Here is a 25,427-nt window from a genome sequence, read left to right as displayed (position 1 = left end):
TGGTTGAGTGTTTGGCCGGTGCCGACCACAACCAGCTCTGCTGGGTTTGCCCATCCGGGCGCAATGCGGCCATGGCATCCCGCCAGCGCACCAGTTGTTCGGGCAGCACAGATGCCGCAATCGTTTTGGCTGTTTCTTCTTCGAGTTGTCCCAGCGCCGCTGTGACCAGGACACGGATGTCACGGTCGCGCAGGATCAGGATCTTGCTTTGATACAACCAGCGCCGAGCGAATACGAGCAATTGATCCCGATCGGCGCAGCGGGCCACCTCATCGCGCAGGGTGCGTACCAGGGCGCGACGTTGGTGCTCCGTCATCCAATGAAACCCCAGGACATCACAGGCCAGTTGTTGATGGTCAAAGAGGGTTCGACCGCGAACATACAGGGCTCGCAGGGATGCCAGTTCAACAGCAGTGATGCCGATTTCGTCACCCAGATGGCGCCACAGGGTTGTCGGAACGATGCGCACCGAATTCAGCAGGCGCCCGCTCAAGCGCAAGAAACCTATGTGCAGTGCCAGACCCAGCTTGTGGGCGTTGCTTCGGCGGGCGTTGATGAGCTCGCGCTCAGTACGGCTGTACGTGAAAAACGACTGAAGCTCGAAGGTGCTGATTTCCCTTGGCAGCTCTCGCAGGCCAAGGTAGGTTGTGTGCCAGCTTTGCATCTTGTGTCTCCGGTGATTGGGGCAGACACAATACGCCTGAAAAAGTGAACAGGAAAACCAATGAAATCAAGGGCTTATCAGACCACCCCTACGCCAGTGCTCGATCTCCTACCGTCACTTTTGACAACGAAAACAAATCGACCCCCTTGCAGGCATACAGTTGCTTGAGGAAGGGCTTGCGCGGTCGGCTCGGCGCCGACCCGTGGCAGCGCTTCATTTGATCGCGGCCGAAGTCCGCACAAGGCTGGTGGCTGTCACTCGACCTCTCTGCAGGCCATCGTAGAGGCGCCTCCACCGGCCGCTCACTGGTCAAGGTGTCACGCGACCGCTCACGCTGCACTGGCGTCTTTGATGGAGCCGTTCGTTGACCGGGTTGATGTGCAGGCGATCCGCACCTATCAAGTGTCGTTTCACAGACGCCGCACAGTCACATCTACCGACCAAGCGTCCCCAAACGAAAACACTCCCGTCAACCTCCCCCCCACCTCCAGCTCACAAGCCTTTGTCAGCCCACCCGTGATCACCAGATCACCCGCCTCCAGCCGCTGACCAAACGCGGCCAGCTCCCGCGCCAGCCGCGCCACCGCGTCCAGCGGGTGGCCGTCGGCATCGGCGCCCACGCCCTGTCCCAGCGTGTGGTGGCTGCCGTCGTGCAGGCGCACCGCCACGGTGCCCGCCGCCATCAGGTCGGTCACCGGCAGGCGTGGCCCGACGACGACCTGGCCGGCGGACGAGTTGTCGGCGGTGTTCTGTTCGAGGTTGAAGCGGTAGCCTGTCCAGGTGGAGTGCACGACTTCGAGGCAGGCGTAGGCGCCCTCCACGGCGGCGACCACGGTGTGGCGGTCGACGGGCGCGTGCCGCGCGTCGAGGGCGGTTTGGAGGCGCAGCCCGATCTCGGGTTCGACCCGCGGCTGCACCAGGCGCTCGTGCACCGCGTCGCCCGAGTTCAGCAGCATCCGGTCGGTCAGCGGCCCGATGTTGGGCCGGGCTATGCCCATCTGGCGGCGCATCACTTCCGACGTGTAACCCAGCTTCCACCCGACCACGCGCTCGCCGGCGGCCAGGCGCAGGCCGAGCAGCGCGCGCTGGATGGCGTAGGCGGTGGCGAGGTCGGGCGTGCCGATGGTGGCTGCGGCGTCCAGTGTCCGACCGGCCTGGCGGGCGGCCCAGATCGCTTCGGCGAGTTGGTTGGGCGTCTGGGTCATGGGGGGGCTCCGCCTGGAAAGGTTGAGGGTGGGGCGCGCCGGCTATGGCAGGTCGGGCGCGCCCAGCAGCGCGTGGCCCTGGCCGATGAGGGCCTCGATGCCGAGCGCGATGCCGATCAGCCGCGCTTCGGCGCGCGGCGGCCCCATCAGCTGCAGGCCCACCGGCATCCGGTTGGCGTCGAGGCCCACGGGCATCGTCAGCGCGCACCAGCCGAACAGGTTGCTGATGGCGGTGTTGCGCATGGCCTTCATGTTGGCCGGCGCGTAGGTCTCCACCGTGCCGATGTCGGCCAGCCGCGGCGGCGAGGCGGGCACGGTGGGCGTGAGCAGGACGTCGACGTCGTCGAACAACCGGGCCGCGCCCGCGCCGCAGCGCTGCAGCACGGCCTTGCGCCGCAGGTACTCGACGGAAGACACCTGCTCGGCCCAGCGCACGCGGTCGCGCACCACCGGGTCCAGCCGCTCCACCTTGTGCGGGAAGTGCTGGTCGAGGTAGGCCGCGAGTTCGGACGCTGCGAGGCCGCCGCGGCGGAAGATGTCGAAGGCTTCCTCGCAGTGCGGCAGCGGGAACCGGACCACCTGCGCGCCGGCCTGGGCGAGGCGCTGAACGGCCGCTTCCACGGCGGCGGCGATGCTCGGGTCGATGTCGTCCCAGAAGTGGTTGGTCGGCACGCCGACGCGCAGTCCTTGCACGCGCACCGGGGCAGGCGCGGGCAGGCCCTGGCTCTCTGTGTCGAGGGCGGCGAACGCGTAGGCCAGGTCTTCCACCGTGCGGGTGAGCACGCCCGCGGTGTCGAGCGAGGACGACAGGGGCACGATGCCTTCGACCGGCCAGCGCCCCACGGTGGTCTTCAGGCCCACCTGTCCGGTCATGGACGCGGGCACGCGCACCGAACCGGCGGTGTCGGTGCCCAGCGCCAGCAGGGCGCTGCCCTGCACCAGCGAGACGCCCGCGCCCGCGCTGGACCCGCCTGGCACGCGGTGCTCGTGGGGTGACCAGGGGTTCCGGGGCGTGCCCCAGTGGGCGTTGACGCCAAGACCCCCGAACGCGAACTCGACCGTGTGCGTCTTGCCGACCACGATGCCCAGTTGCCGCTGCAGCCGCGCGACCAGCGGGCCGGCCGCCTGCCAGGCTTCGGGCAGGGCCTCGTCGCTGCCCGCAAACACCGGCAGGCCGGGCACGCCGTACAGGTCCTTCACCGACACCGGCAAGCCCATCAGCGGGCCCAGGTCCTGGCCCTGGTCCAGCAGGGTGTCGACCGCAGCGGCGGCGCTGCGGGCGCGCGCGCCGTCCCAGGTCTTGTAGGCGTTGAGCCGGGGTTCCATGCGCGCGTGGTGTTGCGCGCAGGTGTCGATCAGGGCCACCGCCGTCAGTTCGCGGCGGCGCAGGCGGGCGGCGTGCTCGGCCAGCGACAGGTGGGCAGCGTTCAAGGGCCTTCTCCTCGGGGTGTGGTGAACAGGGTGTGTCCCATTGTCACCACCCGGCCGCCAAGTCCGCGGCGATCTCTTCTGGTGTGCCCAGGCGGTTCATCGGCGTGTCGCGCAGCAACTGGGTGTAGATGGCTTTCATCCAGCCGGTCTCGGCCTCGCTCAGCGGCTGCGGGTTGCGCGGCACGATGCGCTGGCCGTTGTCGATGGCACCGGGCGAGACGCACCCAGATGGTGCCGCCCACGTTGTGCACCGACGCGTCGACGCGGCCATGGGCCTGCAGGGCCGCCTGCACCACGCGCCCCTGGTAGCGCTGGGCGGCGATTCCGGTCCTGGTCAGCGGCCGAGGTCTTTGGCGCTGACGCCCGCGATGCCCCAGTTCTCCTTGGGCATTTCGTGGATCCAGACGCGGATGGTTTCCTTCTTCGCGTCGATGGCCTCGTGCAGCGCCTGGGTGACCTTCTCGATCACGGCCTTCTTCTGCTCGGGCGTGCGGCCTTCGAGTATGTAGATCTGTGCGAACGGCATGGTGGTGGTCTCCTGGGTCAGTTGGCTTTGATGTCCAGCTTGCGGATCAGGGCACCCCAGCGGTTGTTCTCGGCCTTGATGAAGGCGTCGAACTCCTGGGGCGTGGTGACGCGCAGGTTGCCGGAGATGTTGTCGAACGCGGCCTGGGCCTCGGCGGTCTTGGCGCCTTTGGCCCAGGCGTCGTGCAGCTTCTGCACGACGGCGGCCGGGGTGGCGGCGGGGGCGACCAGGCCGAACCAGGTCTCCACCGCGAAGCCGGGGTAACCGGACTCGGCCACGGTCGGTACGTCCGGCAGGGCCTTGGCGCGCGTGGGCGAGGTGACGGCCAGCGCCTTGAGCTTGCCGCTGCGGATGTGCTGCAAGGTGGTGGCCAGCGAGCTTTCCATGCTCATGATCACCGTGCCCGAGAGCAGGTCCGGCACGATCTGGCTCGACCCCTTGTAGGGGATGTTGGTGAGTTCGATGCCGGCCACCGACTGCAGCAGCTCGGCCGCCAGGTGGTTGCTGGTGCCGATGCCGGACGTGGCGTAGCCGAGCTTGCCCGGGTTGGCCTTGGCGTAGGCCACCAGACCCTTGAGGTCGGCGAACGGTGCGCTCGGGTGCACGACGATCACGCAGGGCGTGGTGCCCACCAGCGAGATCGGGGCGAAGTCCTTTTCCACCTGGAACGGCAGCTTGTCGTAGAGGTAGGGCGCGATGGCCAGGCTGCTGATGGCCGACAGCCCGATGGTGTAGCCGTCCGGTGCGGCCTTGGCCACCGCGTCGGTGCCGATGTTGCCGCCGGCGCCGGCCTTGTTCTCGACCACGAAGGACTGGCCCAGCGCGTCGCCCATGGCCTTGGCGGCGGTGCGGCCCATGATGTCGGTGGGTCCACCCGGTGGGAAGGGCACGATGAGCTTGACGGGACGGGCGGGGTAGGCGTCCTGCGACCAACCAGCGGCGGGTGCCAGGGCCAGGCCGGCCCCCACGGAGGCGATGAAATCTCTGCGTTGCATAGGGTGCGTTCCTCAGGCCGCTTTTTTCTGCTCGCGCGCATCTCGCGCGCGAGCCATGGTCATGGCCGTGTCTTCGATCATGTCTTCCTGGCCACCGACCATCTTCTTGCGGCCCAGTTCGACCAGGATGTCGCGCGCCGACAGGCCGTACTTGACGGCGGCGCGTTTGGCGAACAGCAGGAAGCTGCCGTACACGCCGGCGTAGCCCAGCGTGAGCGCGTCGCGGTCGATGCGGATCGGGAAGTCCATGATGGGCGTGACCAGGTCTTCGGCCACGTCCTGGATCTTCCAGACGTCCACACCGGTCTGCACGTCCATGCGGTCGAGCACGGCGACCAGCACTTCCATCGGCGTGTTGCCTGCGCCCGCGCCCAGGCCGGCGGCGGCAGCGTCGATGCGGGTGGCGCCACATTCAATGGCGGCGACCGAGTTGGCCACGCCCATGGCCAGGTTGTGGTGGCCGTGGAAGCCCAGCTCGGTCTCGGGCTTGAGCGCGTCGCGCACGGCCTGCAGGCGGGCCTTCACGTCGGCGGGCAGCATGTAGCCGGCCGAGTCGGTGATGTAGATGCAGTTGGCGCCATAGCCCTCCATCAGCTTGGCCTGTTTCACCAGGCCTTCGGGGCTGTTCATGTGGGCCATCATCAGGAAGCCCACGGTGTCCATGTCGAGCTTTCGGGCGAAGGTGATGTGCTGCTCGCTCACGTCGGCTTCGGTGCAGTGCGTGGCCACGCGGATGGTGTGCACGCCCAGGCCGTGCGCCATCTTCAGGTGGTCGACGGTGCCGATGCCGGGCAGCAGCAGGGCCGAGACCTTGGCCTGCTTCATCAGCGGGATCACGGTGCCCAGGTACTCCTCGTCGGAGTGGGCCGGGAAGCCGTAGTTGACGCTGGAGCCGCCCAGGCCGTCGCCGTGGGTGACCTCGATCAGCGGCACACCGGCGGCGTCGAGGCCGCAGGCGATGCTCTTCATCTGTTCGAGCGTCATCAGGTGGCGCTTGGGGTGCATCCCGTCGCGCAGGGTCATGTCGTGCAGGGTGATTTTTTGCTGGCTCATGGGGTGCTCCGGATCAGGCGGCGACGGGTTCGAGCACGAGCTCGCCCTTCAGGATTTCTTCGGCAAACATCTCGGCGGTGCGCGCGGCGGCGGCGGTCATGATGTCCAGGTTGCCGGCGTACTTGGGCAGGTAGTCGCCCAGGCCCTCGACCTCCATGAAGACCGAGACGCGGTTGCCGTCGAAGACGGGGCCGTTGACCAGCTTGTAGCCCGGCACGTACTTCTGCACTTCCTTGATCATGTCGTGCACCGACTTCGTGATCGCGGCCTCGTCGGGCGTGCCTTCGACCAGGCAGTGCACCGTGTCGCGCATGATCAGCGGCGGCTCGGCCGGGTTGATCACGATGATGGCCTTGCCCTTCTTGGCGCCGCCCACCTTCTCGACCGCGCCGGCCGTGGTGCGGGTGAACTCGTCGATGTTCTTGCGCGTGCCGGGACCGACCGATTTGCTGGACACGGTGGCGACGATCTCGCCGTAGCTCACCGGCTGCACGCGGCTGACCGCGTAGACCATGGGGATGGTGGCCTGGCCGCCGCAGGTGACCATGTTCACATTCATCTCGCGCTGGCCGACGTGCTGCTTGAGGTTGACCGGCGGCACGCAGTAGGGGCCGATGGCGGCGGGCGTGAGGTCGATCATCATCGCGCCCTGCTCATTGACCTTGCGCGAGTTCTCGGCGTGCACGTAGGCGCTGGTGGCGTCGAACACGATCTGCACACCGTCGGCCTTCATGTGCGGGATCAGGCCGTCCACACCCTCGGCGGTGGTCTTGATGCCCATCTCCTTGGCGCGCTTGAGACCGTCGGAGTTGGGATCGATGCCCACCATCCACACGGGTTCGAGCAAGGGGCTGCGCTGCAGCTTGGCCAGCAGGTCGGTGCCGATGTTGCCGGGCCCGATCAGGGCGCACTTGATTTTTTTGGTCATGGGTTGACTCCTGGGGGAAGAAGAAAAAAGGTTCAGGTGAGCGTGCGCACCACGCCACCGTCCACCCGCAGCGCGGCGCCGGTGGTGGCGCTGGCCTGCGGGCTGCAGACGTAGGCCACCATGGCCGCCACCTCGTCGGGGCGGATGAAGCGGCGCAGCAGCGAGGTGGGGCGCGCGTCGCGGAAGAAGCGGGCCGCGGCTTCGTCGAAGCTCAGGCCCTGCTGCGCGGCGAGCGTGTCGAAGAAAGCGCGTGCGCCTTCGGTCAGCGTGGGGCCGGGCAGCACGCTGTTGACCGTGACGGCGGTGCCGGCGCAGCACTCGGCCAGGCCGCGTGCCACGGACAGCTGGGCCGACTTGCTCATGCCGTAATGCACCATCTCGGCCGGCGGGCAGATGCCCGACTCGCTGGAGATGAAGACGATGCGGCCGCGGTTGCGCGTCAGCATGCCGGGCAGCGCGGCGCGGGCGAGGCGCACGCCGCTCATCACGTTGACCTCGAACAGGTGCTGCCAGTCGGCGTCGGCGATCTGCTCGAAGGGCTTGGGCTCGAAGATGCCGAGGTTGTTGACCAGGATGTCCACATCGGCCAGCCGGGTCGCCACCTGCTCGCAGCCGGCGGCGGTGCCCAGGTCGGCGGCGATGCCCGACACCTCGGCCTGCGGGTGCTGTTGGCGCAGGGTCTGCAGGGCGCGCTGCACCGACGCCTCGCCGCGGCCGTTGAGCACCACATGGGCGCCGTCGGCCAGCAGGGCCTGGGCGATGGCCAGGCCGATGCCAGCGGTCGAGCCCGAGACGAAGGCGGTCTGCCCCGCCAGGGGGCGTGGTGCCGGGCTCATGGGCGCCCTCCTACGGGCGGACGGGCGTGCAGCCAGCCGGCCAGCCAGCGGGTCAGGCGCGGCGCCACCACCCAGGTCATGAGGACCACCACCAGCACGGTGATGACCATGGTGCGCGGCACCAGCGGCCAGTCGGCCAGCAGCGGCGCCACGGTGAGGAACAGCAGCAGCACGGTCGGGAAGATGCCCAGCCAAGTCACGATCGCCACCTTCCAGCGCGGCGGCGCCTTGGTGGTGCTGCCCGCCGGCGCGAACCAGTAGTCCAGCCCGCTGACCCGGCGCATCTCCTGCGCACCGACGGTGTGGGGTGCGACTTGCGCGAGCCAGCGGGCCCGCTCGGGCGAGTCCTGCCAGGCGGCCAGGTGCGCCTCGTTGTCGAAGGCGAAGACCACGTGGTAGAGCAGGGGCTCGTCGCCGCCGCCGGCCTCGCCAGGGCGCACCAGCTGGCCGCCCAGGTGGCCGCCCAGGTGGCCGGGGAAGTGGGTCGCTGCCTCGATCATGCCGGCCATGGCCGTCTCGAAGCCGGCCACGCCTTGGGGTGCGACCCGGCGCGTGACCAGCACGGTCACGGCGCGCGACGGGGTGGCGGGTGCGTTCATGGGTGCAGGCGGCTCAGGGCGGCGCTCAGACGAATCGCATGCCAACCGTGCCCAGGTCCTGGAAGCGCACGTTCACGCTGTCGCCGGCCTGCACCGCAATGGCTTCGGTCACGCCGCCGGTCATGATGAAGCTGCCCGTCGGGATCTCCTGACCGCGCGCGCCCAGGTGGTTGGCCAGGGCGGCGATGGCGGCGGCCGGGTGGCCCATCACGGCGGCGCCGGCGGCCATGGCCACGATCTGGCCGTTCTTCTCCAGCACCACGCCCAGCGTGCGCAGGTCCAGGTCTTCCACACGACGGGCGCGGCCACCGATCACGAAGCGCGAGGCCGAGGTGTTGTCGGCGATCACGCTCTTGAGGTCGAACTTGAAGTCGCGGTAGCGGCTGTCGATGATCTCCACGCCGGGGATCACGAAGTCGATCGCGGCCATCACGGCGCCGACGTGGCAGCCCGGACCTTTGAGCGGCGCCTTGGTGACGACGCAGATCTCGGCCTCGACCTTGGGGTGGATGAGTTCGGAGGTCTTGATGTCGCTGCCTTCGGCGCAGGCCATGTAGTCGCTGACGAAGCCGAAGACCGGCGTGTCCACGCCCATCTGCTTCATCTTGGCGTAGGAGGTCAGGCCGCACTTGAGGCCCACCGTCTTGTGGCCACGGCTTTCCTTGCGCGCGCGGATCAGGTCCTGGATCGCGTAGGCGTCGTCCCAGTCCATGTCCGGGTGGTCGTCGGTGATCTTGGTGACGTCGTGCGCCTTCAGCTCGGCGTTTTCCAGGTGCTCGGCGAGCTGGGCGAGGGTGTTCTTGTCGAGTTTCATGTGGTTGTTTCCTTCCCGCTCAGGCGACGAAACGCACCGACGTGCCGCCCAGGCCGCCGACGCTGCAATACAGGCTGTCGCCCGCGACCACCGGCACCAGCGGCGACTGCGAGCCAGAGAGGATGATGTCGCCGGCCTTGAGGCCGATGCCCAGACGGCCGAGCGTGTTGGCCAGCCAGGCCACCGCGTTGACCGGCGAGCCCTGCACCGATGCGCCGCAGGACGTGCTGATGATTTCGCCGTTCTTTTCCAGCACCATGCCGGCCAGCGCGAGGTCGAGGTCGCGCGGGCTCTTGCGCAGGCCGCCGAGCGTGAGCACGCCGCAGGAGGCGTTGTCGGCCACGGTGTCCTGGATCTTGATCTTCCAGTCCTTGATGCGCGAGTCGACGATCTCGAAGCACGGCATCACGCAGTCGGTGGCGCGCAGCACGTCGGCCGCGGTGACGCCGGGGCCTTCGAGGTCGCGCGCCAGGATGAAGGCGACCTCTGCCTCGGCCTTGGGCGCGATCATGCTGCTCACCGGGATGGGCTGGCCTTCGTTGTAGACCATGCCCGAGAGCAGGTGGCCGAAGTCGGGCTGGTTGACCTTGAGCATGTCCATCACGACCTTGCTCGTCACGCCTATTTTCTTGCCCACCACGCGCTCGCCCGCGTCCAGCCGGCGCTGGATCATGCGCAGCTGGATCTGGTAGGCGTCCTCGATGGTGATGTCCGCTTCGCGGTCGGTCAGCGGAGCGACGGGTTGGCGGTCGAGCAGCGACTGGTAGAGCTCGTCGCCGTAGTGCTGGATCTTGGAGTTGTCCATGGTGTTCTGTGTGGGAAAAGGGGTCAGGCGGACGCGGCGCCCTGCGCGTCGGCTTCGGCGAGGAAGTTCGACACCAGCTGGGCGAAGCGCGCGGCGTGTTCGATCTGCGTCCAGTGGCCGCAGTGGCCGAACACGTGCAGCTGGCTGTTGGGAATCCACTGGCTCAGCGTGAGCGAGGTCTGCAGCGGAATCACCTGGTCCTCGCGGCCGTGGACGATGAGCGTCTCGTGCGGCAGCGCGCGGATCGCCGATTCGGGGCTGGCCATGGCGTCGACCCAGCGCTGGCGCGGGGCCGGGAACATGGCCGAGAAGGATTCCTGGAAGCCGGGGCGGATGCTGGCCTGGTAGCGCAGCTCGGCCAGCTCGTCGGTGACCAGCGCGCGGCTGTGGGCGAAGATGTCCAGCAGGCGCTTCATGGTGGCCAGCGAGGGCTCGTAGCCCCAGACCGCGTCCAGGCCCGGCGTGATCGGGAAGGGCACACCGACCGAGCCCATGAGCACCAGGCGGCGCACGCGCTGCGGCGCGCGGATCGCCAGCGCCAGCGAGAGCGCGCCGCCAAAGCTGTTGCCGACCACGTCGGCTTTCTCGACGCCCATCGCGTCCATGACATCCAGCGCCTGCTGGACCCAGGTGTCCATGTTGTAGGTCATGCCGGCGGGGCGGTCGGTGTAGCCGAAGCCCACCATGTCGGGCGCGATGACTCGCCGATCCTTGGCGATGACCGGCATGGCGAGGCGCCAGTTGGCCCAGGCGCTTACACCCGGACCGGAGCCGTGGATGAACAGCACCGGAGGCTGTCCCGGCTTGGAGCTGCCGAGGTCGTGCACGTTGGTGTTGAAGCTGCCTGTGCGAACGCTCAGCGCAATTTCAGGGTTGTGTGGGGCATTCATGTGTCTTGTCCTTGAGGTCTTTGCTTTGAAGGGGCGGCGAGTGGGCCGGGACGACTGGTTCCGTTCATGTCCCCCGTCGGTCGCTGCGCGCTCGCCTCCTCCTTTACTTCACTGCACCAGTCGCCCCGGCCCACTCGCTGTCGGCGCACGAGGCCGTTCGTCCAGGGCAGCCGTGGAACCGGCTATGCCGGGCCACAGGCGGCGTCCCCCTCGAAGCGTCGAAGACGCGCAACGGAGGGGGGAAGCCGCGCAGCGGCGCAGGGGGGAGATCACAGCTTCACCATCACGTTGCGGAGTTCCGTGTAGAACTCCAGCGAGTGCACGCCGCCCTCACGGCCGATGCCGGACTGCTTGGCGCCGCCGAACGGCGTGCGCAGGTCGCGCAGGAACCAGCTGTTGACCCAGGAAATGCCGACCTCCATGCGCTGCGCCACGCGGTGCGCGCGCGCCAGGTCACGCGTCCAGATGGCGGTGGCCAGGCCATACTCGTTGTCGTTGGCCTTCTGCAGCACCTCTTCTTCACTGTCGAACGGGGCGATGTGGCAGCAGGGTCCGAAGATCTCTTCCTTGATGACGCGCGCCGTCTCGGGCAGGCCGGTCCAGATGGTGGGCTGCACCCAGCAGCCGTCCTGGAGCTCGCCGGGCATGTCGGGCACGCCGCCACCCGTGACCACCGTCGCGCCCTCCTGCACCGCCAGCCGGTAGTACGAAAGCACCTTGGCCTGGTGTTCCTTGCTGATCAGCGGGCCCAGCTTGGTGTCGGCGTCCTCGGGCAGGCCGATCTTCCAGCCCTCGACCTGCTGCTTCAGCGCGGCGACGAATCGGTCGAAGATCGGGCGTTCCACGTAGACGCGCTCGGTCCCCAGGCAGACCTGGCCGCTGTTGACGAAGGCCGAGCGCAGCGTGCCCTCGATGGCGGCGTCGAAGTCGCAGTCGGCGAACACGATGGCGGCGTTCTTGCCGCCCATCTCCAGGCTCACAGGGCGCGCGCCCTTGGCGGCGGCCTTCATGATGACCTCGCCGGTGCGCGTCTCGCCGGTGAAGGTGATGGCATCGATGCCGGGGTGGCTGGTGACGAATTCACCGGCCGATCCAGGGCCGAAGCCGTGCACCACGTTGTAAACGCCCTTGGGAATGCCGACCTGGTTCATCACCTCGCCGAGCATGGCCGCGGTGCGCGGGGTTTCCTCGGACGGCTTGACCACCACGGTGTTGCCGCAGGCGAGCGCCGGGCCGACCTTCCAGGTCATCAGCAGCAGCGGCAGGTTCCAGGGGCAGATCACGCCGACCACGCCCAGGGGTGTGCGCAGGCCGTAGCTGATGGCAGTGCCGCCGTCGGGCGTGGTCATCTGGAAGCTCTCGGTCGGCACGTTCTTCACCACGTCGGCGAACACCTTGAAGTTGGCAGCGCCGCGCGGAATGTCGATGTGCGAGGCCAGGCTCCGGGGCTTGCCGGTGTCGGCGCACTCGGCCTCCAGGAATTCGTCGAAGCGGCGCGTGATCTCGGCCACCAGCGCTTCGAGCAGCTCCACCCGCTGGGCCAGCGGCATGCGGCCCCAGGGGCCCTTGAGCGCCGCGCGCGCAGCGGACACAGCGGCATCGACCTCGGCCTGGCCGGCTTCCGCCACCTGACCGATCACGGCGTTGGTGGTCGGCGTGCGGTTGTCGAACCACTTGCCGGTGGCCACGAATTCGCCGTTGATGAAGTTCAGAATCTGATTGGCTAGCATGTCACTCTCTCATTGGTGGGTGGGCCGTTGCGGGCTGCACACTCTCATCGGTGCGCCCGGCAGCCAGCCGGCGGGGTAGCGGCGCACGAGGCGCCGCGTCGGGAAAAAGTCCAGTGGGTCATATGTCTCCGCCTCTCGGGGCATGCTTTGCCGCGTCCACACAGCCATGAAGGCAACGATAGGCGGCCGACTTCATACTGTCCAATACCAAATTTTCTAAACTCAATACCCTCTCGGTATGAGAAAGCAAAGGAGCCCATGGACCTGCGGCAGATGAAATACTTTTTGGCCCTGGCCCAGGAGCTGCACTTCGGCCGCGCGGCGCAGCGGCTGCACATGGCCCAGCCGCCGCTCACGCGGCAGATCCGGGGGCTGGAGGAAGAGCTGGGCGCGGAGCTGTTCCTGCGCACGCCCAAGGGCGTGGAACTGACGGCCGCGGGCCAGACGCTGCTGGACGAGGTGCCCAACATCCTCTCGCTGGCCCAGCGCGCCAGCGAGCGCACCCGGCTGGCCGGCCAGGGACTGATCGGCCGGCTCGACGTCGGCATCTTCGGCTCGGGCGTGCTCGACGTGATCCCGCGGCTGCTGGCGGACTTCCACCGCGAACGCCCCGCCGTGCGCCTGGAGCTGCACAACATGACCAAGGCCCAGCAGCTGCAGGCCTTGCGCGAGCGCCGCATCACCGTGGGCTTCAACCGGCTGGTGCAGGCGGAGCCCGGACTGGGCGTCCAGATCGTGCTGCGCGAACCGCTGGTGGTCGGCCTGCCCGAGACGCATCCGCTGAGCGCGCGCGCGCAGATCGATCTGCGCGATCTCAGCGGCGTTCCCATGATCCTGTACCCCAACGCCCCCCTGCCCGGGCTGGCGCAGGAGGTGGCCAGCGCCTTCGCGCGCGAAGGTGCGCAGCTCGAGGTGGCCCAGGAGGTCGAGGACGTGCTGACCTGCGTGGCCCTGGTGGCGAGTGGCTTCGGCTGCTGCATCACGACCCAATCCGCCATGAGCCTGCGCCTGCCCGGCGTGGCCTACAGGCCGCTGCGCTCGCGCCATCTGCACGATATCGCCCTGTGCTGCCTCTACCGCACCGACGACAACTCGCCGGTGCTGGCCGCCTTCCTGCGGGTCGTGCAGTCCTTCGCCGCCCGGCAAGGCGCCAGGGCCGCATGAAGCACGCCGCGGCGCCCGCCTGGGGCTGTTGCGAGGCATCCATGCGCTCACGCCTCGGCGGCTTCGGCCAGGAAGTCACCGACCAGCCGTGCAAAGCGCGCCGCGTGCTCGATCTGCGTCCAGTGGCCGCAGCGGCCATACACATGCAGCTGCGCTTTTGCGATCCATTCGGCCAGCGTGTAGGCGTTGGACAGCGGGATCACCCGGTCCTCCCGGCCATGCACGATCAGGGTCTCGTGCGGAAGGCCGCGGATGTCCTGCTCCGCGCTCGCCAGCGCATCCACCCAGCGCTGGCGCGGCGCGGGGAACATCGCCGCGAACGACTCCTGGAAACCCGGGCGGATGCTGGCCTCGTAGCGCAGCCGCGCCAGCTCGTCGTTCACCAGCGCGCGGTCCCAGGCGAAGCAGTCCATGATCGCGCGCATGTTCTCGAATGACGGGGTGTAGCCCCAGACCGCATCCAGCCCTGGAGTGATCTGGAACGGCACGCCCACGCTGCCCATCAGCACCAGGCGGCGCACCCGCTCGGGGTGGCGGATCGCCAGCGCCAGCGCGAGGCCTCCGCCAAACGAGTTGCCCACGAGGTCCGCGCGTTCGATGCCCAGCGCATCGAGCAGGCCCACGGCCTGGCGCACCCAGGCGTCCATGCCATAGGCGAAGCCCTCAGGCCGCTCGCTGTAGCCGAAACCCACCATGTCGGGCGCGATCACGCGCGCGCGCTCGGACAGCGCGGGCATCACGAGCCGCCAGTTGGCCCAGGCCGAGACACCCGGGCCCGAGCCATGGATCAGCAGCACCGGGTCGCCGCTGCCCATGTCGTGGTAGTTGGTGCGGATGCCGGCCGCCACGATGGCGTGCGCGACTTCCGGGTTGTGTGGCGCTGCGCCATCAGGATGGGAAGTAGACATTTCTCAGCTCCGCAGGGTCAGTGCGCATCCGCCCGGCCCGGCCCATCGGGCACGAGGCCCAGGGCCCGCAGGCCGGCCTGCGCGATTGCTTCGTCTTGTGCTTCACTGCCGCCGGACACGCCGATGCCGCCGATGCGCGCGCCGCCCTCCACGATCGGCAGACCGCCGCCGAAGGCCACGAAGCGCGGGCGCAGCACCAGGCCCTCGCGCACGGCCTCGGAGTGCGAGGCCAGCGCCGCGTGCCATGCGCCCGTGGGCAGGCCGAAGCTCGCAGCGGTGTAGGCCTTGTCGGTGGCAATGTCCACCGAGTGCAGCGGCGCGCCAGCCATGCGCACGAAGGCGGCAGGCACGCCGGCCGCGTCGACCACCGCCACGTTGACGCGCACGCCCAGCGCCGTGGCGTGCCGCACCGCGGCCTCCACGGCACGCAGCGCGGCCGGTGCGTCGATGACGGGCTGGGCCACGCTGAGCGCGGCGGCGGAGGTGCGGGGCATGCGGTCCTCCATCAGAAGGCCTTCACGAGCGTGAAGCGCAGCAGCGAGCCCTTGGGCTGCGCGCCCGTGCCCGCCTCGGCGCGCAGTTCCTTGTAGAACGCTCCCTTGAGGAACAGGCCCGCGCCGGGCACGGGGTAGACCAGCTCGGCGCCCAGCGCATGGCGCGAGGCCTTGCTGGTGCTGGCGCCTGGCCCGCTGTCCTCGCTGGTCTGCCACTGGCTGTAGCCGACCACGCCCGCCTGCCACCCGCCAAAGGACTTGCCCAGCCCCCATTCGAGCGTGACCTGGTTGCCCGGGCGGAAGCCCGCGCCGGTCTTGCCGTTGCGCTCGAAGCGCATCAGCGCGGACCCCGAGACGGTCTTCGCGCCGTCGAAGTAGTAGGTCAAGCCCCCCGTGAGCATGGTGCTCTTGAAGCCCTTGCCCGGCGATGCCGGGTAGCTCGTGCTGGCGGTGTCGAACCACATGCCGGCCGCGGCCACGGCGTCCCACTGCGGGCCGTGCCAGCCCAGCACCAGCGGGCCCAGGTACACGTCGCCCACGCCCGAGCGGGTGTCGGCAATGCCGGCCGCGTTGATGGTGAGCGAGGTGCGCACCACGGGCACGATGGCCTCCATGCCGTAGTCGGCGCCCAGCAGCTTGTGCGGCGTGATCCACACGAAGCGGTTGGCCAGGGCCGTGACAGTGCCGCGGTTGTGGCCCGGCAGGTTGTCGCTGGTGCCGGGCGCGCGGAAGTCGTCGATGTTGTAGTTGACGAGGTAGCCCAGGTAGTAGACACCGGGCGGCGGCACGCTCGCCGCCTGCACCCCCTCGACGCCGGGCACGTAGTGGCCGTCGGCCCGCGCCGCCGGCCCGGTCAGCGCGCCCGCCAGGGCGAGCGCGGCGATGGCCATGTGCTTTTGCATGCTGTAGTCCTTGTGCATGGTCGTGCGCCCGCTCAGGTGTAGACGTCCGTGAACGACGGCACCAGATCGCCCGTGTGGTAGAAGATGCCGCTGCCCAGCTTGTCTTCGCTCCAGGTCGTCACGGGGCGGTCGGGCTGCGCGAGGTAGCCCAGGCCCGCGAAGGTCTCGTTGCGGTTGCCGCTCGGGTCGAAGAAGTAGATCGTCTCGCCGCGCGTGATGCCGTGGCGGGTGGGGGCCACGTCGATGCGCGTCTTGGTCTTGGCCATCACGTCGGCGGACTTGAGCACGTCGTGCCACGAGTCCAGGAAGAAGGCGATGTGGTGCAGGCCGCTGCGCGGCCCACCGACGAAGGCGATGTCGTGCGGCGTGGTGGTGCGGGCCATCCAGGTCGCCGCCTGCATGTTGCCTTCGGGTCCGACCAGCACCTGCTCGGTCAGGAAGAAGTCCAGCGCCTCGGTCATGAAGCGGGTGTTGTCGGCCACGGTGTTGATGCCGGCCTCGGGATTCATCTCGCACATCAGCAGGCAGTGGTCCAGCCAGTGGGCGCCCGCGCCCTTGAGGCCGTCGGGCCAGGGGTCGGGATTGATGTTGCCCACGTCGGTGCCGACAAACTCCTTGCTGGCATACAGGCGCATTTCGTGCCCGCTGGGCAGTTTGAACTGCAGCATGCGGCCGGTCGAGGGCAAGGTGCCTTCGTCGAGCATGGTGGTCTTCACACCCCAGGCCTCGATCTTCTGCTGCAGCGCTTCAAGGTCGGCTTCCTTCTCGACCTTGTAGGCCAGGTGGTTCATGCCGGCCTGGTCCGACGGGGTCAGGATGACCGAGTACTTGTCCCATTCGTCCCAGCACTTGAGGTAGACGTTGCCCGCCTTGTCCTTCATGGTGGTCTTCATGCCCAGCACGTTCTCGTAGTGCCGGACGGCGGCGTCCATGTCCATCACTTTCAGGCTCGCGTGCCCGATGCGCATCACACCCATGTTGTGTCTCCTGGTGGTTGGTTACTGCTGCTGAATCGAAGGGCTGGCAGTCGCAGACTCTGCGCGCCCCTTGGAAAACGGTTTGCTCAACTTGCCGGCCACTTCGAGGTTCACCGGCGTCTGGGGTGCCACGCGGCATGCCAGCGTGTAGCCCTGGTTCTCTTCGTCGAGCGTCACGTGTGCACGGCTGATCGGCCCCAGGGCCTTGATCTGTCCCTCGACGATGCGGACCTTGCAGACCCCGCAGCCGCCGTTGACGCAACCCACCGGGATGCCCTTGCGGCCCAGGCGGACCATGCCGGTGAGCAGGCTTTCATTGCCGGCGCAGGCATAGCTGAGGCCAACGTTGGCGATAGTGACCGGCAGCGCCGCCAAGCGCGGGCTGGTGGTCAGGACAGGGAGCGAGGTCATTGAGGCCATGTCGCCATTTCTTCCTGCAGCCTGTCGGCCAATTCGCGCTGCCAAGCTGCCAGCAAGTCAAAGCGGCTGACCAGCCACAGCTCCGTTTCGAAGAAGAGCTTTTCGGGGTACGGCACCAGTTCGGGATAGTCAGCGGCAACGAACTTGGGCAGCAGCGCCACGCCGTGGCCCAGCGCGCACAGGTGCGCCATGGGCACGAAGCTGTCCGACTGCACGCGCACCTTGCCCGTCAGGCCGAACTTGGCCCAGTCCAGGTTGGCGTAGGTGAAGTTGTGATCCTGGTGGAAGAACTGCAAGTTCATGGCCAGAAGGTCGTGGTCGTCGACAAACGCGGGATTTGACGCACTCGTGTCGTGGCGCGCCAGGTACGCGCGGCTGGCGTAAGCGCCCACGGCCACCGCACCGATCTTGCGTACGCGCAGGGAATTGCTGTTGCGCACAGGCCGTGCTAGCCGCACGGCGATGTCCACCTGGTCTTGCTCCAGATTGACGAAGTGCGTCTCGGTGGTGATGTTGAGCAGCAGCCGAGGAAATTTCTCCCCCAGCGCGACGAATACTGGCGCAAAGCGCTTGGCGAACACGTCCATCAGGCTGATGCGCACCACGCCCGCGCCTTCCTGGTGATTCTGAGAGAAGCTGCGCGCCGCCTCTTCCATGTGCTGGGCAGCGCTGACCAGCGCGTGCAGGTCGGCCGAGGCTTTCCAGCCGGCCTCGCTGCGCACGAACAGAGTGCGACCGAAGCGCTGCTCCAGCACCCGGATGCGCCGGCGCAGGGTGGAGTCGTCGATGCCTTCCATGTCGGCTGCAACTTCGTAGCTCCCGTGGCGCTCCAGCGCGAGGAAGGCGCGGATCAGGTCCCATGGAGGTGTGGTGGTGCCGTCTCGGGTCATGGTGCATGCTTTCATCGATGGCTTCAGGCTTTCTGGGGCTTGCAGGTTCAGGAAAAGCGCAGCCGCACCTGGGCGCTGGCGGCGCGCGTGCGGCAGGCCAGCAGCCAGCCTTCTGCAGCATCGTCTTCGTCCAGCACCGAGCTGTCGAGCCGCAGCACCTCGCCGTCCACCAGGCGGCACATGCAGGAGGCGCATTCGCCAACCCGGCAAGCGTGCGGGACGGCCAGCCCGGCGTCGAGCATGGCGCCCAGCAGGAATTGCCCGCCGCGCACCGACACGGTATGCGTCTGCCCCTTGAGCTGAACCGTCAGCTCGGCGTCGGGACCCTCGGCGCCCGTTTCCACCGCGCCCTCCAGCGCAGCGCCGAAGTCCTCGCGGTAGACGCGACTGGGCTCGATCCCAGCCGCTGCCAGCGCAGCCAGAACGGAGTGCATGAAGGCCTCGGGGCCGCAAAGGTAGGCGTCAGCAGCCTCAAGGCCCTGGGTCTGCGCCTCCAGCAGCGCCTGCGTGGGCAGGCCCTGTTCGGCGTCATACCAGTGGCGTATCTCCAGCCGCTGCCCGCTACCCGCCTGTAGCGCCTGCAACTCAGCCAGTAGCATGGCCGTGGCTCGGTCGCGGCAGGCGTAGAACAGCCGTACCTGGGGCGCGCCTTGCAGCAACGCTTCGCGCGCCAGCGCGAAGATGGGCGCAATGCCACTGCCGCCGGCATACAACAGCACTGGTTGGCCATGCCGCGCCAGTGTGAAGCGCCCGGCGGGCGGAAGCACCTGCAATCGTTGGCCCGCTCGCGCGTGGTCGCACAGCCAATTGGAGACGCGCCCACCCGCCACGCGGCGCACCAGCAGGCTGATCGCCTGCCCATCCTCGGGCGCACTGGTGATCGAATAGCAGCGCCAATGTTCATCGCCTTGCACGGGGACGGCAAGCGTCAGGTACTGGCCAGACTGGAAGGAAAAACGCTGCCGCTGCCCGCCGTCCACGCCCAGGGTCAGCAGGATGGCGTCGCTGCCTTGCGGTGAAACAGCGGTGACGGTAAGAGAATGTGCGAGTTTCATGCGCTGCCACCTCCCCTCACAAAAAGAACGAGTTGTTGCCCTGCAGGCAGTCGCTGTCGATCAGGTTGACCTGCTTGAGCACGATGACTAGCCCCTGGGCGCTCTGGCGCAGCACGAACCCGTTCCAGCCCGCGAGCACACGGTTGTGGCCCTCGCGTGACTCGGCCAGAGTGAAGCTGTAGCGCGCGCGCCATTCATTGCCACGGTCCGGGCTGGGCCACACTTCCAGTCCGCCCCAGTGCCGCGCCGTGCGCGAAGTCGGGAACTGCGAGAAGGCCAGCCCGGTGCCCAGGCGGCTCACACGGTCGAGCAGACGGCGCCGGTCGTGGAATTCCAAGGTGACGTATTGGCGCGGGTCGGGCGCGGGCGCGCCCGCCGGCACCCAATAGGCGCATTCCTCGCCATACAACGCCAGCCAGCGCTCGTAGGCGGTCTTGTCCATCGAGCCCTGATCGAGCAGGCGAGCTTCCAGTGTCAGTAGTTGTGCCACCTGCTGCGTTTGCGCGGCGTCAGCGCCCTGGGTGCGCACGGCGGCCTGGGCCAGGTCGTCCGAAGCGGCGAGAAGCCAGTCGTAGAACGCCGGCACCACGTAGAGCGAGGGAGGCTGGTGGCGGTAGGCCGGAACGGCGGCAGCTTGGGCCAGATCCTGGGCGGCGTTCATGGCAGCTTCCCCTTGTTCATTTGCAGCGTCGGGCGGGCTTGCATCAGCCGCTTCCACTGAGCGTAGTAGTTGCGCATGTGAATGTCTGTGGTCACCGGGCCGCTGACCACGCCATCGGGACCGGGCACATCCTTGCCGGTCTCCCAGTGGCGACCCATGTCCACCCATTCGTCCTCGGGGCTGTTCATAAGGCCGCGTTGGCACTCTTCGAAGTTGGCGGCGTCGTCCATCTCGCCCATGACGGGGAAATCCTCCTGCGTGCGCAGGCGCATGGTGTTGACCTCTGCGTCCACGTCTCTGCGCCGGGTGGCATGCCAGCTTACCGAGGTTTCGCCCACCGCCAGAGGCTGGATCACCTGCACCTGGTTGCCGATCAGCGCCAGATTGGGAAAGATGTTGAGGTTCATGCCCGCCCCGACAGTGGTGTCGAGCACGCGTTGGGCCTGATCGCGGCTGTGGGTGGCGGCCACGTGGGCCTCGTAGGGCTCACGCCCCGGCTGCGGGCGCTGCTCGCGCCAGGCGGAGTTGCCGTGCATCTCGGGACGCTGGTCGATCACCGTATGCCCGTTGTCGAGCGCGTTGTTGCTCATGCGGGAGCGGTCGGCGTCGGCGAAGTAGGCCATGTCGCCGCCACCGTAGCGTTCCTTGGTCATCACCAGCAGCGACTGGTGCGAGAACGGCACGTGGTAGCCGTCGCCCGCGTTGTCCCAGACCAGTTTCCAGTTGCAGCCGACGCGAAAGCGCTGAGCGCCGGCCAAGACGATGTTCTGAGCGCCCCCATTGTGCTCGATCCAGGCGTCCAGATAGCGTGTGGCATTGCCGAGGTGCTCGGCCAGGGGCGGCGCCTCGGAGTTCAGGGTAGCGAAGATGAAGCCCTTGTACGACGCCACCTGCGCAGGCCGCGCAAGGTGCATGTCGCGCGCCTTGAAGGCCGGGCCATAGGCGTTCTTGCCGGGAATGCCGAACAACTGACCTCGGTTGTCGAAACGCCAGCCGTGGTAGGGGCAGGTGAAGTTGGCGGCGTTTCCTTGGTGCTCGCGGCAGACGGTTGCGCCGCGGTGCGAGCAACGGTTGGAGAACACGCGAATTTGCCCCTCTTCGTCGCGAGTCACGATGACCTCGCGGGTGCCCAGCCAGGCCTGCCGGAAATCGTTGGGCTCGGGGATCTCGCTTTCATGGGCCAAGTACACCCAGCTGGCGGCGTACACATGGTCCATTTCGCGGGCAAAGATGGCGGGGTCGGTATAGACGCGGCGGTGTACACGGTCTGGCTGCACCAGGTCGTCCCATTCATCGGCGGCGGATTCCCCGGCCGGAACGGCGGCAATATGAATTACTTTCATCGTTTTCTCGCAATTCGGTTGAATCTGAAAATCGCGGCTTCAGTTCATGTTGTTTCGGTAAGCGTGGGCACAGCCGCGGGAGCCAGGGCGCCTTCGTCCAGTAAGCGGCGGCCCAGCGCGATGACGGCGTCGGGAGACAGAGGCTGGCTGGCTTCCTGTTCTACGTGCGCCCACTGCTCGTCGTCGAACAGCGCGCGGTGGTAGGCCATGAACTTGTCTTTCAGGAACTGACGGTCCACCTCGGGGTGCCCCTGGATGCCCAAGATGCGGCCCTGCACCAAGAACACCTCGTGGGGGATGGTCTGCGACGACGCCAGCAGGACGCTGCCCGGCGGCAGTGCCGCCACGCATTCGCCGTGGCTTTGCACCAGCACGCTGGGCGCTTGCGCCAGCGCCGCGCCCAGCAGCTCAACGGCGACGGGGTCCCAGCGCAGGGCATCGACCCCCAGCTTGAAGCGCCCTGACGGGTTCCTGGCAACCCGTCCACCTAGGGCCGCCGCGATGGCCTGCGAGCCAAAGCACAGCCCGATCAGGGGTGAGCCTGCCTCGTCGCTAACGCGGCGAATCAGCGCCAGCAGGTTGCTCACCAGGAGCGAATCGGCATCGTCCACTACCGACATTGGGCTGCCGCTGATGACGTAGCCGTCGTAGCCCATCGCCCGCTCCAGGAAGCCGTCGCGCGCGGGTTCCAGCACGTCCCACTGCTCGCCCGCGCGACCGAAAGTGGCGATCATTTTTTCCTGCAAGATCTCGTCTCCGGGTACTTCAGTGCACCAGAGCACGGCATATTTCTTCTTCATGGTGTCTATGAGCGTTACCTGGTTCAGTTCAGAACAGTTCGAAGTACTCGCGATGCTCCCAGTCGGTGACGGGGTCGCCCGCCATGTCCACGTCGGCGCCTTCGGCGGCCACGAAGCGCGCCCATTCGCTGCGCCGCAGGTGCAGCCAGTAGTGGATGAACTCTTCGCCGAAGGCTTCGCGGAAGAAGCTGGAGCCCTCCAGCACGTCCAGCGCCTCGGCCAGGTTGCGCGGCAGGATCGGAACGTCGGCGGCATAGGGCGTTTCCTGCAGAGGGCCGGGATCGAGTTGGCGACGAATGCCATCGATCCCCGAGAAGAGCTGCGAGGCCAGATACAGGTAGGGGTTGGCCGCCGGCTCGCCGACCCGGTTTTCCACACGGCTGGCTGAGTCTTCTGGGGCGGCGATCACGCGCGCCATGGCGGCGCGGTTGTCCTCGGCCCAGGTCACCCGATCCGGGGCCAGAGAGAACGGGCGTCGGCGTCGGTAGCCGTTAACCGTGGGGGTGGTGAAGCTGGAGGCCGCACAGGCATGTTTGAGCAGGCCACCGACATAGGCCCGGCCCAGCGCCGACAGCGGCTCGCCCGTCTGCGGAACGAAGGCATTGACGCCGGAGTCGCGCGCCGCCAGCGACTGGTGCAGATGCCAGCCCGAGGCACAGAAACCCTCAATCTTGGGTTTGCACATGAAACTGGCAAGGTAACCGCGCCGCCGACAGATTTGCTTGACTGCGTTGCGGAACAACACCATGGTGTCGGCCATGTCCAGGCCGGACATGACGTCGAAGGTGGTCTCCATCTGGCTGGGCCCCCATTCATCCTCGATGCTGCGCAACGGCATGCCCAGCGTCAGCAGGTGCTGGCGCACCTCGGCCATGATGGGTTCGACCTCGTCCAAGTGATTTTCGAGCAGATAGGAGTAGCCCTTGGCGACCGGCATCACCTTGGGCGGTGCCGCCGGTGTGCCGGGGCCACCCAGCGTCTCGGGCTCCAGGCAGGGGTCGACGATGCGCGTCAAGTACCACTCCACCTCCAGGCCACCATGGAAGTCATAGCCCAGATCCGCCAACTGCCCCAGCGCTTTCTTCAACAGGGCACGCGGGCTCAGCGGGAAGGGCCGACCGCTACGCATGTACAGATCGGCCAGCATCCAGCCCGTGCGATCAGCCCAGGGCAGCACGCGGAAGGTGGTGGGGTCGGGCACCATCACCACGTTAGGGCTGCCCGCCAACTCCGGGTTGCCAAGCCCGCCATCCGAGGAAAAGGGATTGAACACGATGGCGCTGGCCGTGTCGAAGAAAAAGGGCGCCATGGTGATTTCCGAGCCGCTGCCGAATGCGGAGCGCAAGGCTGCCACCGACAGCATTTTCCCGCGCAGCAGACCATATTGATCCGGCCATGAGAGGCGAATCATCTGAATGCCGTCCTGCTCGATTTTCTTCAGCACTTCAACGGCCGCCGCCTTCTGGGCGTCGGACCACAAGCCGTGCCGATCAATGAATTTCTGGCTCATTTTTGTTTCCGGGTTTTCCGGCATAGATGCCGGTTGTTTAGAATTAACGAATTACCCAACCATCTGCCACCAGATCAGTTCAGCACGCATTAAATTTGCCAATTGATCTTTGGCGCATATCAAAATTATGTTGATTTCCTGAGAACCTGAAAGGAAAAACATGCGAAACCTATTCGCAAAAATGCGAGTGATGCAATGGTTTTTTCAACCACCCCCCGCCACTTCGAGCCCTACGGCAACGCTAGGAGCCACGCGGCAGGCTAGGAGCGTGGGCGGCAGAAGCAGGGAATCCCCTGATGACCTGCGCACATGAGTGAGCGTTCAAGCTGCATGGCCATAAGTTACCGCCCCTACGAACCGCAACAAGAGATGCTGCTGTCCGCATCGCTGCAGGACTGGCTGCCTGCGGGGCACCTGGCCTACTTCATCAGCGACACGGTCGATGCGCTGTAAGCGTTCCGCGAACCCATCTTTCATCTCACCGTTGAAGCTGCGAACCTCGGGTCTTCGCAATCAACGAACGAGACGAGGTGGACATGGATCGACAGCAGATGGAACGGTGCCTGGAGCAAGTGGCGGCGTATCGTGCCTCTGGCCAGAAGGCGCAGGTATGGGCCGAGGCCAACGGGGTGCCAGCGGGAACGCTGCAAAGCTGGTGCGCACATGCGCGGCGCTGGCAGGCGCGGCTCGACGGCGTCAGCCCTGAGCCCTCGCCAGCCGCCAGGCCGAGCGGCTTCGTGGCCGCCCGCGTGGCGCCTGGTGCCGCATCGACATCGGTGCGCGTCGAATTGAACGTGGGAGGCACCCGGCTCGATCTGCATTGGCCGCTGGCGCACACGCGTGAACTCGCTTCGCTGCTGCGGGAGTTCGGCCGATGATTCGCATCGACGTCATCTGGCTGGCGCTTGGCGCGGCCGACCTGCGCGGGGGCATCGACACGCTGTTGGCCCAAGTGGTGCGCGGCTTCGCGCTGGGCGCGCAAGCCCACCACGCCTACGTGTTTGCCAACCGCCGCGCCGACCGGCTCAAGGTGCTGGTCTACGACGGCGCGGGCATGTGGCTGTGCACCCGGCGGCTGCAAGCGGGCAGCTTCGCCTGGCCGCGCCAGGACACGGGGTCACTTCAACTCACGCGCGAGCAGTTCGACTGGCTCGTCGCGGGCCTGCCGTGGCAGCGCCTGGGCAGCGCGCAGCCGCAGTCGATCACGGTGGTCTGAATGCGCTCGATTCGAGGTCGGGATTTGCGCGTTTGTCTATTGGAGAAAGTCATGCCTCGCGCGCACGCGCGCGCGAGGCATGATGGCGGCCATGCTCGAAGGCCCGGACACCCACACGATCGATGCGCCGGGCGCACTGGATTCGATGCAGGAGCTGCGCGATGTGATCGGGCGCATGCAAGGCGAGCTGAAGTTCAAGCAAACCAGGATCGAGGCGCTGAACTTCGAGATCGCGCGGCTGAAGCGCTGGCGCTTCGGCTCCTCCAGCGAGAGCCTGGAGACGAGCACGCAGGCGGTGCTGTTCGATCAGATCCTGGCCGACACGGCGCTGGAAGACCGCGCCGCCCAGCAAGACCAGAAGCCACCGGTAGCGCCACCCCGGGCCAAAGGCCAGGCGGTGCGCCAGGCGCTGCCGGCGAGCCTGCCGCGCATCGATCACCATCACGAGATCGAGCAGACCCACTGCGAGTGCGGCCAGCCCTTCAAGCGCATCGGCCAAGAAGTCAGCGAGCAGCTCGATTGCGTGCCGGCCCAATTCTTCGTGCTGCGCCATATCCGCGGCAAGTACGCCTGCACGTGCTGCCAGACTGTGCGTGAGCACGAGATTCGAT

General features: G+C 67.4%; 29 protein-coding genes. 5 read left to right on the top strand and 24 right to left on the bottom strand.

Features of this window, described 5'->3' with window-relative positions; genetic code table 11:
- From B2246_RS20785 to B2246_RS20725, 13 genes are all read right to left on the bottom strand, one after another.
- Positions 1 to 664 (bottom strand): DUF4158 domain-containing protein (locus B2246_RS20785; RefSeq protein ID WP_029310364.1); only part of this gene is annotated, 664 nt, incomplete at its 3' end.
- Positions 665 to 1,074: 410 nt separating this feature from the next.
- Positions 1,075 to 1,869, bottom strand: coding sequence for a 2-keto-4-pentenoate hydratase (locus tag B2246_RS20780; protein ID WP_008328897.1), 795 nt, complete (start codon positions 1,867 to 1,869; stop codon positions 1,075 to 1,077).
- A 42-nt stretch (positions 1,870 to 1,911) separates the two neighbouring features.
- On the bottom strand, positions 1,912 to 3,300 hold the full coding sequence (locus tag B2246_RS20775; RefSeq protein WP_008328889.1) for an amidase: 1,389 nt from the start codon (positions 3,298 to 3,300) through the stop codon (positions 1,912 to 1,914).
- Between the two features lie 334 nt (positions 3,301 to 3,634).
- Positions 3,635 to 3,847 (bottom strand): 2-hydroxymuconate tautomerase, encoded by a 213-nt coding sequence (locus B2246_RS20770; RefSeq protein WP_255347959.1) that lies wholly within the window; start codon positions 3,845 to 3,847, stop codon positions 3,635 to 3,637.
- Positions 3,844 to 4,821, bottom strand: a complete 978-nt coding sequence (locus B2246_RS20765) for a Bug family tripartite tricarboxylate transporter substrate binding protein (RefSeq protein ID WP_008328880.1) — start codon at positions 4,819 to 4,821, stop codon at positions 3,844 to 3,846. The genes B2246_RS20770 and B2246_RS20765 overlap by 4 nt, the downstream gene beginning before the upstream one ends.
- A 12-nt stretch (positions 4,822 to 4,833) precedes the next feature.
- On the bottom strand, positions 4,834 to 5,874 hold the full coding sequence (gene dmpG / locus B2246_RS20760; protein ID WP_008328878.1) for a 4-hydroxy-2-oxovalerate aldolase: 1,041 nt from the start codon (positions 5,872 to 5,874) through the stop codon (positions 4,834 to 4,836).
- A 13-nt stretch (positions 5,875 to 5,887) separates the two neighbouring features.
- Entirely contained in the window at positions 5,888 to 6,802 is a 915-nt protein-coding gene (locus B2246_RS20755) for an acetaldehyde dehydrogenase (acetylating) (RefSeq protein ID WP_008328875.1), read from the bottom strand.
- Positions 6,803 to 6,834: 32 nt separating this feature from the next.
- Positions 6,835 to 7,638 (bottom strand): SDR family NAD(P)-dependent oxidoreductase, encoded by an 804-nt coding sequence (locus B2246_RS20750; RefSeq protein WP_008328873.1) that lies wholly within the window; start codon positions 7,636 to 7,638, stop codon positions 6,835 to 6,837.
- Positions 7,635 to 8,237 (bottom strand): hypothetical protein, encoded by a 603-nt coding sequence (locus tag B2246_RS20745; RefSeq protein WP_008328872.1) that lies wholly within the window; start codon positions 8,235 to 8,237, stop codon positions 7,635 to 7,637. Before B2246_RS20745 ends, B2246_RS20750 begins: the two co-directional genes overlap by 4 nt.
- Before the next feature lie 25 nt (positions 8,238 to 8,262).
- Entirely contained in the window at positions 8,263 to 9,051 is a 789-nt protein-coding gene (gene dmpH, locus B2246_RS20740; protein ID WP_008328869.1) for a 2-oxo-3-hexenedioate decarboxylase, read from the bottom strand.
- Between the two features lie 19 nt (positions 9,052 to 9,070).
- Positions 9,071 to 9,856 (bottom strand): 2-oxopent-4-enoate hydratase, encoded by a 786-nt coding sequence (gene dmpE, locus B2246_RS20735; protein WP_008328863.1) that lies wholly within the window; start codon positions 9,854 to 9,856, stop codon positions 9,071 to 9,073.
- A gap of 23 nt (positions 9,857 to 9,879) precedes the next feature.
- Positions 9,880 to 10,746, bottom strand: a complete 867-nt coding sequence (locus B2246_RS20730; RefSeq protein WP_008328861.1) for an alpha/beta fold hydrolase — start codon at positions 10,744 to 10,746, stop codon at positions 9,880 to 9,882.
- Positions 10,747 to 11,015: 269 nt separating this feature from the next.
- On the bottom strand, positions 11,016 to 12,476 hold the full coding sequence (locus B2246_RS20725; protein WP_029310287.1) for a 2-hydroxymuconic semialdehyde dehydrogenase: 1,461 nt from the start codon (positions 12,474 to 12,476) through the stop codon (positions 11,016 to 11,018).
- Positions 12,477 to 12,734: 258 nt separating this feature from the next.
- Between B2246_RS20725 and B2246_RS20720 the strand changes: the two genes are divergently transcribed.
- Positions 12,735 to 13,640 carry a LysR substrate-binding domain-containing protein gene (locus B2246_RS20720; protein WP_029310288.1) on the top strand — a complete coding sequence of 302 codons (906 nt, stop codon included), beginning with the start codon at positions 12,735 to 12,737 and terminating at the stop codon, positions 13,638 to 13,640.
- Between the two features lie 47 nt (positions 13,641 to 13,687).
- On the opposite strand, the gene B2246_RS20715 is transcribed toward B2246_RS20720, so the two are convergent.
- The 11 genes from B2246_RS20715 to B2246_RS20665 are packed head-to-tail and all read right to left on the bottom strand — an operon-like array spanning position 13,688 to position 23,600.
- Positions 13,688 to 14,548 (bottom strand): alpha/beta fold hydrolase, encoded by an 861-nt coding sequence (locus B2246_RS20715; protein WP_029310289.1) that lies wholly within the window; start codon positions 14,546 to 14,548, stop codon positions 13,688 to 13,690.
- A 17-nt stretch (positions 14,549 to 14,565) separates the two neighbouring features.
- Positions 14,566 to 15,042: a GlcG/HbpS family heme-binding protein gene (locus B2246_RS20710; protein WP_029310290.1), complete on the bottom strand. Its 477-nt coding sequence runs from the start codon at positions 15,040 to 15,042 to the stop codon at positions 14,566 to 14,568.
- An 11-nt stretch (positions 15,043 to 15,053) separates the two neighbouring features.
- Positions 15,054 to 15,944 (bottom strand): SphA family protein, encoded by an 891-nt coding sequence (locus tag B2246_RS20705; protein WP_029310291.1) that lies wholly within the window; start codon positions 15,942 to 15,944, stop codon positions 15,054 to 15,056.
- Positions 15,945 to 15,976: 32 nt separating this feature from the next.
- Positions 15,977 to 16,921 (bottom strand): catechol 2,3-dioxygenase, encoded by a 945-nt coding sequence (locus B2246_RS20700; protein ID WP_029310292.1) that lies wholly within the window; start codon positions 16,919 to 16,921, stop codon positions 15,977 to 15,979.
- A 21-nt stretch (positions 16,922 to 16,942) separates the two neighbouring features.
- Entirely contained in the window at positions 16,943 to 17,332 is a 390-nt protein-coding gene (locus B2246_RS20695) for a 2Fe-2S iron-sulfur cluster-binding protein (RefSeq protein ID WP_029310293.1), read from the bottom strand.
- Complete coding sequence (locus tag B2246_RS20690) at positions 17,329 to 18,246, bottom strand: LysR family transcriptional regulator (RefSeq protein ID WP_015060643.1); 918 nt, start codon at positions 18,244 to 18,246, stop codon at positions 17,329 to 17,331. The genes B2246_RS20695 and B2246_RS20690 overlap by 4 nt, the downstream gene beginning before the upstream one ends.
- 32 nt (positions 18,247 to 18,278) lie before the next feature.
- Positions 18,279 to 19,286 carry a ferredoxin--NADP reductase gene (locus B2246_RS20685; protein ID WP_029310295.1) on the bottom strand — a complete coding sequence of 336 codons (1,008 nt, stop codon included), beginning with the start codon at positions 19,284 to 19,286 and terminating at the stop codon, positions 18,279 to 18,281.
- 16 nt (positions 19,287 to 19,302) lie between these two features.
- A complete protein-coding gene (locus B2246_RS20680; protein WP_014386451.1) occupies positions 19,303 to 19,947 on the bottom strand; it encodes an aromatic-ring-hydroxylating dioxygenase subunit beta in 645 nt (214 codons plus the stop codon).
- Positions 19,944 to 21,290, bottom strand: coding sequence for an aromatic ring-hydroxylating oxygenase subunit alpha (locus tag B2246_RS20675; RefSeq protein ID WP_051705517.1), 1,347 nt, complete (start codon positions 21,288 to 21,290; stop codon positions 19,944 to 19,946). The genes B2246_RS20680 and B2246_RS20675 overlap by 4 nt, the downstream gene beginning before the upstream one ends.
- A 44-nt stretch (positions 21,291 to 21,334) precedes the next feature.
- On the bottom strand, positions 21,335 to 22,090 hold the full coding sequence (locus B2246_RS20670) for a type 1 glutamine amidotransferase (protein WP_015060807.1): 756 nt from the start codon (positions 22,088 to 22,090) through the stop codon (positions 21,335 to 21,337).
- Between the two features lie 28 nt (positions 22,091 to 22,118).
- Positions 22,119 to 23,600 carry a glutamine synthetase family protein gene (locus B2246_RS20665; RefSeq protein ID WP_015060806.1) on the bottom strand — a complete coding sequence of 494 codons (1,482 nt, stop codon included), beginning with the start codon at positions 23,598 to 23,600 and terminating at the stop codon, positions 22,119 to 22,121.
- A 309-nt stretch (positions 23,601 to 23,909) separates the two neighbouring features.
- On the opposite strand from B2246_RS20665, the gene B2246_RS20660 reads away from it, so the two are divergent.
- The 4 genes from B2246_RS20660 to B2246_RS20645 form a co-directional block, all read left to right on the top strand.
- The gene (locus B2246_RS20660) at positions 23,910 to 24,053 is read left to right on the top strand and encodes a hypothetical protein (protein WP_014386447.1); all 144 of its coding nucleotides are present in this window, start codon (positions 23,910 to 23,912) and stop codon (positions 24,051 to 24,053) included.
- A gap of 83 nt (positions 24,054 to 24,136) precedes the next feature.
- Positions 24,137 to 24,478 carry an IS66 family insertion sequence element accessory protein TnpA gene (tnpA, locus tag B2246_RS20655; protein WP_014386446.1) on the top strand — a complete coding sequence of 114 codons (342 nt, stop codon included), beginning with the start codon at positions 24,137 to 24,139 and terminating at the stop codon, positions 24,476 to 24,478.
- Entirely contained in the window at positions 24,475 to 24,816 is a 342-nt protein-coding gene (tnpB, locus tag B2246_RS20650; protein WP_014386445.1) for an IS66 family insertion sequence element accessory protein TnpB, read from the top strand. The genes tnpA and tnpB overlap by 4 nt, the downstream gene beginning before the upstream one ends.
- Positions 24,817 to 24,895: 79 nt before the next feature.
- A partial coding sequence (locus B2246_RS20645) for an IS66 family transposase zinc-finger binding domain-containing protein (protein WP_286964061.1) occupies positions 24,896 to 25,427 on the top strand: 532 nt, incomplete at its 3' end.

It is taken from the genome of Cupriavidus sp. UBA2010, from assembly GCF_002335265.1.
Classification (GTDB): domain Bacteria; phylum Pseudomonadota; class Gammaproteobacteria; order Burkholderiales; family Burkholderiaceae; genus Cupriavidus; species Cupriavidus metallidurans.
Note: the sequence above shows the minus strand (reverse complement) of the source record. Positions and strands in the feature narration are given on the sequence as shown.